The following is a 12,358-nucleotide window of genomic DNA, read 5'->3' as shown; positions in this document are numbered from 1 at the left end:
AATATCGCCGTGGTCAGACCTTGTGAAAGCAGGCGGTATGTTTCGGCGTCATCCAGCGGAATTGCCAGGATATCGATGGCTTCCTGTCCATTGATACGGCGCTCGGCATTGATGGCCTTTACCGCCCAGTCGATGATGGTCAATGTGCGCAGGCCGAGAAAGTCGAATTTGACCAGACCGATTGCTTCTACGTCATCCTTATCGAATTGGGTGACGATGCCAGTTGCGGTTTCTCCGGCATGCACCTGTTCGGCGTACAGCGGGGTGAAGTCGGTCAACGGGGTCGGGGCGATCACGACGCCACCGGCGTGTTTGCCGGCATTGCGGGTGAGATCTTCGAGCTTACGCGCCAGATCGATCAGATCGCGGACATCGTCTTCACTGTGATACCGCGTAATCAGTTCGGCCGATGCCAGCGAGGAATCCTTTTTGGCGGCCTCGGACAGACCCAGTGCGTCATCCAGGCTGATGCCGAGCGTCATCGGAATCAGTTTGGCGATGGAATCGACGAAACCGTAGGGCAGGCCGAGTGCCCGCCCGCAGTCCCGCACGACTGCCTTCGCGGCCATGGTGCCGTAGGTGATGATCTGGCTGACCTTGTCGCGTCCGTATTTGCGGGCGACGTAGTCGATGACTTCATCACGCCGGTCCATACAAAAGTCGATGTCGAAGTCGGGCATCGATACACGTTCCGGGTTGAGGAAGCGCTCGAACAGCAGGTCATAACGGATCGGATCGATATCGGTGATGCCGAGTGACCAGGCCGCCAGCGAGCCGGCACCGGAGCCACGGCCCGGACCGACCGGAATACCCTGGGATTTTCCCCAGTTGATGAAGTCCGCCACAATCAGGAAGTAACCTGGGAACCCCATGCGACTGATGACGCCGAGTTCCAAATCCAAACGTGCCTGGTAGGCGGTGTGATCATGCCCGGGGGCTAGCGGAAAGGTCTGTAATCGACGCGCAAGGCCGTCGTGTGCTTCTTTGCTTATCCAGCTATCAAGGGTATGGCCTTCCGGAACCGGAAAGTCGGGCAGGAAGTAGGTATCGAGCGACAGTTCGAGGTTGCAGCGTTTGGCCAGCTCGACGCTGTTGGCCACAGCTTCCGGAATATCGGCGAACAGCGCCGCCATCTCTTCCGGGGATTTCAGGTACTGCTCAGGACTGTAGAGTTTCGGACGTTTCGGATCATCCAGTACACGTCCGGTGGAAATGCAGACCCGCGCTTCGTGGGCTTCGTAATCGTTGACATCCAGAAAGCGCACATCATTGCTGGCCAGAAGCGGCACTTCATGACGGTAGCCGAATGCAATGGCCCGGGTGTTGTAGGACGCTTCTTCAGGCAGTCCGAGTCGGCTAATTTCCAGATACAGACGCCGCGGAAACAGACTCAACCATTCCGCAATCCGCGCCGCATTTTCCGCTTTGTGTTCCTGCTGCAGCAAATGTGCGAGCGTACTGTGGCGGCCATGCAGGAGTATCAGCCCCTCGTTTTCGGCAAACAGCCACTCCTCGGCGATGATCGGTGTTTCCCGGCTATGGCCCTCCAAGTAAGCCCTGGAAATCAGTTTGGATAGGCTCAGATAGCCTTTTCGGTTTTGGCACAGCGCTGTGATGCGGAAATACCCGCCCTGACCGTTATCAAGAAAAAGATCGGCACCGGCAAGGGGTTTGATGCCGGCCATTTCGGCGGCTTTGAAAAACTTGACTAAAGCGAACAGGTTGCAATTATCAGTGACGGCAACGGCCGGCATTCCCAGTGCAGCACAGCGCGCAACCAGTTCCGGCAGACGGATGGTGGAGTCTGTCAACGAGAACTCGCTGTGCAGATGGCAATGAACGAAAGTGGGGGTCATGGGCGCGCCTGAAACGAGCTCTCAGTTTATCCGACTGGACGGCGATAACAAGGCTTGACAGGTGTCATTTCCCGGTCCCCGGAGTTCTGTTTCAGTCCGGTGAAAACAGCACGGCCTGCTGGACCGGGCCATAGCTGCGGCGGTGCTCCGGACAGGGTCCGTGGCGCAGTAATGCGGCCAGATGCTCGGCGGTAGGATAACCTTTATGGCGAGCGAAGCCATAGGCCGGATAACGGGTATCGAGTTCCCGGAGGTAACGGTCCCGGCTAACTTTGGCCAGAACGGACGCGGCCATGATGCAACGTTCAAGACCGTCACCGCCGATCAGTGCGCGCGCCGGGCAGGGCAGGTCGGCTGGAAGCCGGTTGCCGTCGATTAATACCAGCTCCGGAGCGGGGCTCAGACCCTGAACTGCGAGGCGCATACCATGCAGGGTGGCCTGTAGGATGTTCATACGGTCAATGGTGGCCGCATCGATGAAACGGATGCAATAAGACCCGGAGGCCGCAATAATGGCATCAAAAAGTTGCTCACGCCGTGATGCACTGATTTTTTTCGAATCATCAAGTCCAATCAGGCCATCGTCGGCCGGCAGTATGACAGCAGCACAGACCACCGGTCCAGCCAAAGGACCCCGTCCGGCTTCATCGACACCTGCGGTAATCATTAGTTGGCCAGTAACTCAAGTACTGCGGCTGCAGCAGCGTCACCGGCATTGCGGCGCAAATCCCTGTGCAGGCGTTCAAAGTGAGCCATCAATGTCGCATTGTCTTGACCTTCGAGCAGGGTCTGTAACTCACTGGCAATTGCTTCCGGTGTACATCGATCCTGTATGAGCTCGGGTACTAGGTCTTGCCCTGAAAGCACATTGGGTAAACTGAACCGTTCAATTTTGATCAGGCCGAGTGCATTCACCATTGCATAGGTGATGGCTGAGACGCGGTAGGCCACTACCATCGGACGTTTGCACAGCATAGCCTCCAGAGCCGCCGTACCCGAGGCCAGCAGGACCACATCGGAAGCAATCATTGCGGTCTGGGCTTGACCATCCAGAATGCGAGTGTTCTGCAAGGGGTGGGATTGCAGATGCTCGGCGATTCTACTTCGACAAAGGACGTTGGCAGCAGGAATCAGAAAGTTAAGCTCAGGCATGTTCGCATGAAGCAACGAGGCCCCCTGAAGAAATACTGGCAGCAGTCGGTCGATTTCCGAAACACGGGAACCCGGCAGAATAGCCACATGCCTGCACTCCGGCAATAGCAGCAGTGTTCGTGCAGCATCGCGGTCAGGCTCCAAGGCAATGCGGTCGGCCAAGGGATGGCCAACATATCGGGCATCCACCCCATATTTGGCATAAATAGCGGGTTCCATCGGGAACAGGCACAGTACTTGTTCACAACTCTCGGCGATTCGGGCCGCGCGTTTTTCACGCCATGCCCAGACCGATGGACTAACGAAATGCACGGTACGTAGACCGGCACGTTTGCAGGATTTTTCTAGCCCGAGATTGAAATCCGGGGCGTCCACACCGATAACCAGATCTGGTTTTTCCGCTAGTAAACGCTGAGATAGTAATTTCCGGATTTTCAGGAGCGCGGGAAGATGGCGAAGCACTTCGATGAATCCCATCACCGAAAGGGTTTTGTAATCGAACCAGGAATCAAGGCCCTGGGCCTGCATCTTCGGACCGCCCATACCGATGAATCGAATTCCGGGCCGACGTGCATTCAGTGCGGCTATCAGCTCGGCAGCGAGCAGGTCGCCCGATTCTTCGCCGGCGATGAGCGCGATTTTCATGGTACTTTAGCGCGCGATGCCACGGGTGCTGGATTCGATGAAATCGAGCATCTGACGGACGTCCTCGGACTGAAGTGCCAGGGCCTGCAATTCGATTTTGGCTTCCGCCAAAGGCTTGCCGGACATGTACACGGTGCGGTAGGCGGATTTAATCTGCTTGATCCGTTCAGGGCTGAAGCCGCGGCGCTTGAGTCCTTCGGTATTGATGCTGCGGGGCTGTGCGTATTGCATGCCGGTCATCACGAACGGTGGAACATCGGCGCTGATCAGGCTGCCCATGCCTACGAAGGCATGGGCGCCAATCTTACAGAATTGGTGCACACCCGAAAATCCAGCCATAATCACCCAGTCCTCGACGATGGCATGGCCGGCTAGCGAGGCGTTGTTGGCAAAAATGGTGTTGTTTCCGACGATGCAGTCATGGGCGATGTGCACGTACGCCATGATCCAGTTATTGTCGCCGATCCGTGTCACGCCACCGCCATCACCGGTGCCGCGGTTAAAGGTGGTGAATTCACGGATAGTGTTGTTGTCGCCGATGATCAGTTCACCGCGTTCCCCCTCAAATTTCTTGTCCTGCGGATCCCCGCCCAGTGCTGCATGCGAATGGATCTTGTTGTTGCGGCCGATCCGCGTCGGCCCAGTAATGACGCAATGCGGACCGATTTCGGTACCTTCGCCGATGATCACATCCGCGCCGATGATGCTATAGGGGCCGATAACGACACTGGCATGCAGTTGAGCACTGGGATCGATAATCGCAGTCACATGAATGCTCATGAATCACCTTCAGCGCAAAGGATGTCGGCACAAGCAACCTGCTTGCCATCGACGCAGGCGATGCCGTGATAGAGCGCCATATTACGGATCTTGCGTTTGAGCTCGACATTCAGCTCGAGCTGGTCCCCAGGCACCACCATTTTAGAGAACTTAGCGTTGTCGATTTTGACCAGATAGAACAGTTTTCCTTCCTTGCCGGTACAGCCGTCTTGCATCAGACTCAGGTGCGTCAACAAGCCGCCAGCCTGAGCCAATGCTTCCAATATCAACACGCCAGGCATCACCGGCACACCCGGAAAATGACCATTGAAGAAAGGCTCGTTGATGGAGACGTTCTTGATGGCGCGGATGCGCGTATCCGGCACAAGCTCCGTAACGCGGTCAACCAGCAGGAAGGGATAACGGTGCGGCAGCAGGCTTTGGATGCAGACGGCATCGACCGGTAATTTGGAGGTATCGAAAGGCATGGGTTAGTCCCCGTTTTTCTTCAGTGTGTTGAGTGTGCGGGCCATTGCATCAAGCTGCTTGAAACGGGCGGCGTTCTTGCGCCAATCGCCTTTGGCCTGAATCGGCGTTCCTGAGGCGTATTCGCCTGCTTCGGTCAGCGAATGGGTGACCAGACTCATCGCACCGATGGTCACCTTGTCGGCAATTTCGATGTGACCGACGATACCGGCCGCGCCGCCGATCAGACAGTACTTTCCGATCCGGGCCGATCCGGCCACAGCCACACAGCCGGCGATGGCGGTGTGTGCGCCGATGCGGACATTGTGGCCGATCTGGATCTGGTTATCGAGCCGGACATCGTTTTCCAAGACGGTATCGTCGATGGCGCCGCGGTCGATGGTGGTATTGGCACCGATTTCGCAATCATCGCCGATTCGGACGCCGCCGAGTTGCGCGATTTTGACCCACTGCTCCTGATGGAAGGCGATGCCGAACCCGTCCGCACCCAGGACCGCACCGGAATGGATGCGGACGCGCTTTCCGAGATGGACACGTTTGACCAGAGTAACTTTTGGCAACAGAAGGCAATCTGTATCCAGGTTGCAGCCGCGGCCAATATGAGTATGGGCATGGATCTGGCTACGATCGCCGATGACGCAGTCCGGACCGATGATCGCATAGGGGCCGATCCGTACATCGGTACCGATGTGCGCCGTGGCATCGATTATGGCGGTTGCGTGGATTCCTTCCGGTAGTTCATCTCCGTCGTCGAACAGGGCGGTAATCAAGGCGAAACTGGTATAAGGATTCTGGCTAATGAGACAGGCACAGGGGCAGGCAGCGGCATCGGCTTCGCTAACCACCACCACCGAGGCCCGGGTGTCGGACAGTTGCGCGGTGTATTTGCTGTTGGCGAGAAACGCCAGTTGACCTGGGCCGGCATCCGCAAGCGTGCCGATGCCGGTTATGATGGTGTCCGCATCACCCCGGAAGTCCAGACCGAAGCGATCAGCAAGTGCTTTCAGGGTCAGCATGACGTATCAGAACTGCTGTCCGAAGGTGAACTGTAGACGTTCAATTCGATCGAATTCACCGTCATTCAATGGCATTGCATAACTTATCGAAATTGGACCAACTGGAGCCTGCCATTGCAAGGCCACGCCGACGGAAGCACGCAGGGCGCTGAAATTGATTTTATCTGCCCCGAAAACGGCACCAATGGTGGTATCGGTATAGCCACTGTAGTCAAAGCTTCCGGCGAATGCGTTGCCGTAATCGAGGAATGCCGACAAGCGAGTGCCTCGTGCATTGAACAGTTTCGGGAACAGCAGCTCGAATGTGCCGGCGACTTTAAGCGAACCACCGAGCGGTTGAAGGTAGGATGGTACGCAGGTAGTGGACGGAGCAACCGGGATACAGCTGCCGTAGCTCGGCCCGAGAGTATTCGCCTCGTAGCCGCGAACCGATTGTGGGCCGCCAACGTAGAAGTTCTTGAAGAACGGCATGCCGGCATCGCCGGTATTGCCGTAACTGTCACCATACCCCAAGTCTGTACCTATTTTCAAAACAAGCCAGGAATTAAGCGGACGGTAGTGCTCGAACTGGTAGCTCAGCTTGTAGTAAGCGATATCAGATCCTGGGAAGGAGAACTCGGCGCCCACGCGGTGGTAGGTGCCGAGGGTCGGAAGCAGGTAATCATTGCGGGAGTCACGACCCCATCCGGCTTGGGCGCGAATTTGTTTGACAGGCCAGGTTTGGTTGAAGCCACAGGTCTGCTGATCGGGACCGATGCTGCCGTCATCATCGGTCGCGGGTGTATCAGGATTATTGTCGTCATCAACGTCGAAACAAGGAAAATAAGGCTGTGCGCCGAGTACGTCATCGAGGTACTCGATCAGCGGCAGAGGTGTCGATCCTACAGTGGTAGTGAGATCGATTTTGTCGTAGCCCAAAGCTAGCTGGACGCTGTCGGTTTCACTCAGAGGAATACCCATGACAGCTTCGGCATTAAAGTTGGTCGATGTGTATCGGGCTGTATTGAAATCGCCTTGATTGTAGTCGCTGTAGGACACGTTATAGCCCAGGCTCAGACCGTCTTCGGTGAAGTATGGATTGGTATAGGAGAAGCTGGTGCGCTTGGAGTAGCTGTTGTTCTGCACTACGACCGACATCCGGTTTCCGGTACCGAGGAAGTTGTTTTCGCTCAACTGCACAGATGCGGTCAAGCCGTAAAGCTGCTGGTAACCCAGTCCGAACACGAAACTGCCGGAGTTGCGTTCCTTGACGTTGATGAAGACATCGACCTGGTCCGGCCGGCCCGCAACAGGTTCCTGCTCGATTTCGACGGTTTCGAAGAAGCCGAGACGCTGAAGGCGGATTTTTGATCGGTCGAGCGCGGCCTGAGAATACCAGGTGTTTTCGAACTGGCGCAGCTCGCGGCGTACGACTTCATCGGCGGTACGGACATTGCCTTTGATTTCCAAGCGGCGGATCTGCACGCGTGGCCCGGGTTTGACCACAAAGTCGATGCTGATTTCCTGATCGTCGCGGCTGATTGTCGGCACTGGATCGACTTCGGCGAACGCATAGCCGATATTGCCTAGCATTGCGGTGATGCGATCGGTGGTCGCGGTTAGAAGTTGCCTTGAAAACGTATTTCCAGTCTTTATCAGAAGCAGTTTTTCAACATCTTGCTTTGGAACAATGGTTTCTCCGCTGACGGAAACGCCGGTTACTTTATAAATCCTGCCTTCAACGACATTTGCGGTCAGGAACATGTCCTTCTTGTCAGGACTGATGGTGACTTGGGTCGATTCGACGTTGAAATCCACATAGCCACGATCCAGATAGTAATCGGTCAGTTTTTCAAGATCCCCTGAGAGTTTTTCCCTTGAGTACTGATCGTCCCGTTTGTACCATGATAGCCAGTTACTGGTATTGGATTCCCAGCCTTCTCGGATCACATCGTCCGCATAAATGGTGTTGCCGACGATATTGATATCACGCAGACGTGCACTTTTGCCTTCGGTGATGTCGAGGGAAACATCGACGCGGTTACGGTCGATTTCCTTGACGGTTGGCACGATGACGACGTTGTATTTACCCTTATTGTTGTATTGGCGCAGAAGTTCCTGGGTAACGCGGTCGAGATTGAGTGGATTATAGATTTCACCTTCGCTCAGTCCAATGCCCTTTAGCCCCTTGAGTAAATCTTCGGTCTTGATTTCTTTGTTGCCTTTGAGCGTCAGTGTGTTGATGCTGGGACGTTCTGTCACATTCACAACCAAAATATTACCTTGCCGTTCGAAACGCACATCACTGAAGAATCCGGTTTTGTATAGCGCCCGGATAGCCTCGGTAGTTTTCGAGGAATTGACCATGTCGCCTTTTTCGATGGGCAGATAGGTGAATACCGTGCCGGCGGAAATCCGCTGCAGGCCATCGACCCGGATATCGCTGGCCACGAACGTCTCGGTCATCTGGGCTTGTGCGGGCTGGCTCAATGCAATTGCCAGGGACAGGCACAGCAGGCTTTTACGGAGATTTGAAGGGGTCATCGGGGTTCCAGATGGTGATACTCGGGTTTGTTATGAAATGATACGAAAAAAATCATTGAAAATGGCTATTCCCAGCAGTCCGGCGAGTAAAAAGATGCCGATGTACTGCCCGATGGCCTGAACACTTTCCGCGGGCGCTTTGCCGGTTGCCCATTCGTAGGCGAAATAAAGCAGATGTCCGCCATCGAGAAGCGGTATCGGCAACAGGTTCATGATACACAATGCCAGCGAAATCGCAGCCAAAAAGCCGAGAAACGGCGATACTCCCCAGCTGGCTTGACTGTCCGCGGCACGGGCGATACCGATGGGTCCGGACAGATTGTCAACGGACGCGGCGCCGGTCAGTAGCCGCTTGATGACCGCAAGGCTGTCCCGGGTCATATCATAGGTTCTTGTTAATGCGGCCGGAAGAGCCTGCAGTGGCCTGTATTGCACCGTTTTGGTCGCATTCAGGCTGCCAACACCAAGGCGCCAAAGTGTTTGTCCATCCTGGCTGACTTGTACCGGAGCAATCAGAAATGCCAGTAAGACACCGTCACGAAGAACCTCGACGCGTAGATTCCGACCGCTACTCGATTTATCCGCCAAGACCTTCGGAATATCCCCGAACTGCGCGATTGCAATACCCTCGATAGCGGTAATGCGGTCTCCGGGCCGCAAAGCGCCATCCGCCGGCCCGGCTTTCTGTATCTGACCGATGATTGGCAGGGCTTCGGCAAAAAATGGTTTGAAACCAATTTCCTGCAGCAAGCGATCCTGCGTATAGTCTTCTGGCAGTGCATTGAGCGCAAGCCGTCGGTTTTCGGGGCTGCCCGCGAGCGTTGTCACCTGAATGTCAATCGGACGGCGATCCATTGCCGCCAAGGCAAGGGTCGGCAAAGCATCATTCCAGGCCTGCACAGGCGTGCCATCAATCGCAATCAGTTCATCGCCAATTTCAAAACCGGCCTCTTGGGCCAGGCCTGTGGATGGGCCGAGCAATGCACGCAACTCAGGAACGCCAAGGACAAATGCGGTCCAGAGCAGAGCGATACATAAAATCAAATTGGCCAATGGGCCGGCGGCAACGATCGCGAAGCGTTTTCCGACCGTTTGCCGGTTGAAGGCATAAGCTTGCAGTTCGGCCGTTACCTCCTGCTCGCGTTCATCCAGCATTTTCACGTAACCGCCGAAAGGGATCAGCGCCAGCCGATACTCGGTGCCATCCTTGCCGATGCGGCTGTATAACGCACGGCCAAAGCCGACCGAAAAACACAAAACCTTTACGCCACAACGGCGTGCAACGGCGAAATGCCCCCACTCATGCACAGTCACCAGAATGCCGATGGTGAGGAGGTACCAGAACAGTGGGCTGATGAAGTCGGGCATGCTTTAGTGAATTCGGTGGTTGGCGTAGCGGCGTGCTTCGGCATCGCTTGCCATTAAGACAGACAAATCTACCGCAGGTTCCCATGGCACAGCATCAAGACTCTGAGCCACGATGTCGGCGATAGCCAGGAAGGGCAGCCGCCCCTCAAGAAATGCCGTGACAGCCACTTCATTGGCGGCATTCAGCACGGCAGGAGCATTTCCGCCACGGCTAATGGCAGCATAGGCGAGCCCCAGGCATGGGAATGTGTCGGTATCTGGAGACTGAAACTCCAGGTGTCCGAGTTGACCAAAATCGAGGGCTTTCACACCGGAATTGATACGGTCGGGATATGACAGGCCATAGGCGAGGGCGGTACGCATGTCGGGCTCGCCCAGTTGCGCGAGTACCGAGCCGTCACAATAATCCACCATGGAGTGCACGATGCTCTGTGGATGCACGACAACTTCGATGGCGTCGGCTGGCATGCCAAACAGATGATGCGCCTCGATGACTTCCAGTCCCTTGTTCATCAGGGTGGCGGAATCCACCGAAATCTTGCGCCCCATCGACCATTTCGGATGCCGACAGGCCTGCTCTGGCGTAATCGCCGCAAGGTCCGTACGGGTTTTTCCCAAAAACGGACCGCCCGAGGCGGTCAGAATCAGGCGCCGGACGCCGGCGCGGCCGCCATGGGCGGACAGGCATTGGAAAATCGCATTATGCTCGCTATCGACCGGAAATAATTCTGCGCCATAGTCTGCGACGGTTTTCATCAGAAGCTGTCCGGCCAGAACGATGGACTCCTTGTTAGCCAGCAGAATGCGTTTCCCGGCGCGTGCGGCGCTGAAAGTCGAGGCGACACCGGCAGCGCCCACAATCGCCGCAATGACGGTGTCGGATCCAGGATCTGCCGCCATGTCCTGCAGACCCTCGGCTCCAGCAAGCGGGGTGGTTGCTAGTCCTTCGGCGCGCAGGCCATCCCGCAAGGCGGTAAATAGGACCGGATCGGCAATGCATGCCTGTAAAGGCCGGTAACGGCGGCACAAATCAATCAAGGCATCGACCTGGGTATGGGCCGACAAGGCCCTAATCAGGAAACGATCCGGATGCTGATCGACCAGTTTCAGGGTTGACTGACCGATGGATCCGGTCGCTCCGAGCAGGCATAGGCTTTTCATAGCGCCAGGCCGTATTTCACCAAAGCGAAGACCACGAGACCGGAAACGATGCTGTCGAGGCGGTCAAGCAGGCCGCCATGTCCCGGAATCAAGGCGCTGGAGTCCTTGATGCAGGCATGTCGTTTCATCAGACTTTCAAAAAGATCTCCGAAAACTGAGAACACACCGGTCAACAGACCGAGTAGGCCGTAACGCCAGAAATCGGACCAAGGGGCATCGAACAAGGGCATGCAGACCAATGCGAGTGCAAGCGTTACTCCCAGGCCGCCCCAGAAACCCTCCCAGCTTTTCCCCGGGCTGATGTTCGGAGCGAGCTTATGTTTTCCGAAATTGACACCGAAAATATAGGCGCCGCTGTCGGCGGCGGCGACCAGGCCGATGGCGAACAGCGTCCATGCCGGACCGCCATCACTGCCATGAATCCAGACCAGTGCCGCCCAAGCCGGCACGCAGGCCAGCATACCGACCAACAATTTCGCGAATCGATTACGATTACAGGATTCACGGGCAAAATCGAATTTCCATAGCCATAACGGAACCAACACCCAGAATGCGCCGCCGACGAACATCGCCGTCATTAAATTATGGTGTGCGGGACCATCGGTCCAGGCAATGAAGGCAACCAGTGCGCCGTTGGCGGCCAGATAGCTCCATTTGGCCTGAGTCCGATCCAGGCCGGCCAGCGCACACCATTCATGCAGACCGGCCAGAAGCAGAAGGGCCATCAATGCCCCCATCCATGGCGTCGGAAGGAACCAGATGGCGGCGATGGCCAGTGGAATCATCCACAGGGCTGACTGAATGCGCTTGCGGTGGGTCATGCCTGCTCTCCGTGAACTTGTGCGCTAGTTAGACCGAAACGGCGCTCGCGCCCGGCGAAATCGGCAACAGCCTGCAACAGAACATCACGGGTGATGTCCGGCCAAAGTGTCGGGGTGAACCAGAATTCAGTGTAGGCCATCTGCCATAGCAGGAAGTTGCTGATGCGGATATCGCCACCGGTACGTATCAGCAGGTCTGGATCGGGCTGGTCGGCTAGTGCCATGTGCCGACCCAGACTTTCCTCGGTGATGTCTTGCGGACTCGGAGATGATGCCAGCAGGGCCCGGCAGGCATTGACGATATCCCAGCGCCCCCCATAACTGCCGGCTATATTGAGATTGAGTGTGGCATTACCGGCTGTCAGCGATTCCGCCCAAATCATTTTTTCGCGTATTTCTGGCGCGAAGTCGCTGCGTTGGCCGATGAAACGGATGCGCACGCCACGTCGATCCAGCTCCTCGATTTCGGTATCGAGCATGCGCAGGAAGAGCTTCATCAGGGTGCTGACTTCTTCCGGCGGCCGATTCCAGTTTTCGCTGGAAAACGCGAACAGAGTGAGGCTGCCGATGT

At 56.2% G+C, this 12,358-nt stretch carries 11 protein-coding genes; all 11 read right to left on the bottom strand.

Annotated features, from left to right (window positions below):
• Positions 1-1,856, bottom strand: a 1,856-nt coding sequence (dnaE, locus tag ACIQ0Q_RS07460) for a DNA polymerase III subunit alpha (RefSeq protein WP_395772313.1), incomplete at its 3' end; no start/stop codon positions are given.
• Positions 1,857-1,947: 91 nt separating this feature from the next.
• Positions 1,948-2,523 (bottom strand): ribonuclease HII, encoded by a 576-nt coding sequence (locus ACIQ0Q_RS07455; protein WP_395772312.1) that lies wholly within the window; start codon positions 2,521-2,523, stop codon positions 1,948-1,950.
• Positions 2,523-3,653 carry a lipid-A-disaccharide synthase gene (gene lpxB, locus ACIQ0Q_RS07450; RefSeq protein ID WP_395772311.1) on the bottom strand — a complete coding sequence of 377 codons (1,131 nt, stop codon included), beginning with the start codon at positions 3,651-3,653 and terminating at the stop codon, positions 2,523-2,525. Before lpxB ends, ACIQ0Q_RS07455 begins: the two co-directional genes overlap by 1 nt.
• A 6-nt stretch (positions 3,654-3,659) precedes the next feature.
• The gene (gene lpxA / locus ACIQ0Q_RS07445) at positions 3,660-4,433 is read right to left on the bottom strand and encodes an acyl-ACP--UDP-N-acetylglucosamine O-acyltransferase (RefSeq protein ID WP_395772310.1); all 774 of its coding nucleotides are present in this window, start codon (positions 4,431-4,433) and stop codon (positions 3,660-3,662) included.
• On the bottom strand, positions 4,430-4,900 hold the full coding sequence (gene fabZ / locus ACIQ0Q_RS07440; RefSeq protein WP_395772309.1) for a 3-hydroxyacyl-ACP dehydratase FabZ: 471 nt from the start codon (positions 4,898-4,900) through the stop codon (positions 4,430-4,432). The genes lpxA and fabZ overlap by 4 nt, the downstream gene beginning before the upstream one ends.
• A 3-nt stretch (positions 4,901-4,903) precedes the next feature.
• The gene (gene lpxD, locus ACIQ0Q_RS07435) at positions 4,904-5,914 is read right to left on the bottom strand and encodes a UDP-3-O-(3-hydroxymyristoyl)glucosamine N-acyltransferase (RefSeq protein ID WP_395772308.1); all 1,011 of its coding nucleotides are present in this window, start codon (positions 5,912-5,914) and stop codon (positions 4,904-4,906) included.
• Between the two features lie 6 nt (positions 5,915-5,920).
• Positions 5,921-8,437, bottom strand: a complete 2,517-nt coding sequence (gene bamA, locus ACIQ0Q_RS07430) for an outer membrane protein assembly factor BamA (RefSeq protein WP_395772307.1) — start codon at positions 8,435-8,437, stop codon at positions 5,921-5,923.
• Between the two features lie 30 nt (positions 8,438-8,467).
• The gene (rseP, locus tag ACIQ0Q_RS07425; protein ID WP_395772306.1) at positions 8,468-9,805 is read right to left on the bottom strand and encodes an RIP metalloprotease RseP; all 1,338 of its coding nucleotides are present in this window, start codon (positions 9,803-9,805) and stop codon (positions 8,468-8,470) included.
• 3 nt (positions 9,806-9,808) lie between these two features.
• Positions 9,809-10,981: a 1-deoxy-D-xylulose-5-phosphate reductoisomerase gene (locus ACIQ0Q_RS07420; protein ID WP_395772314.1), complete on the bottom strand. Its 1,173-nt coding sequence runs from the start codon at positions 10,979-10,981 to the stop codon at positions 9,809-9,811.
• Positions 10,963-11,787 (bottom strand): phosphatidate cytidylyltransferase, encoded by an 825-nt coding sequence (locus ACIQ0Q_RS07415; RefSeq protein ID WP_395772305.1) that lies wholly within the window; start codon positions 11,785-11,787, stop codon positions 10,963-10,965. Before ACIQ0Q_RS07415 ends, ACIQ0Q_RS07420 begins: the two co-directional genes overlap by 19 nt.
• A partial coding sequence (gene uppS / locus ACIQ0Q_RS07410; RefSeq protein ID WP_395772304.1) for a polyprenyl diphosphate synthase occupies positions 11,784-12,358 on the bottom strand: 575 nt, incomplete at its 5' end. The genes uppS and ACIQ0Q_RS07415, both read right to left, overlap by 4 nt.

It is taken from the genome of Arenimonas sp. (assembly GCF_044348765.1).
Lineage (GTDB): Bacteria > Pseudomonadota > Gammaproteobacteria > Xanthomonadales > Xanthomonadaceae > Arenimonas.
This window is presented reverse-complemented; position numbering and strand designations above follow the sequence as displayed.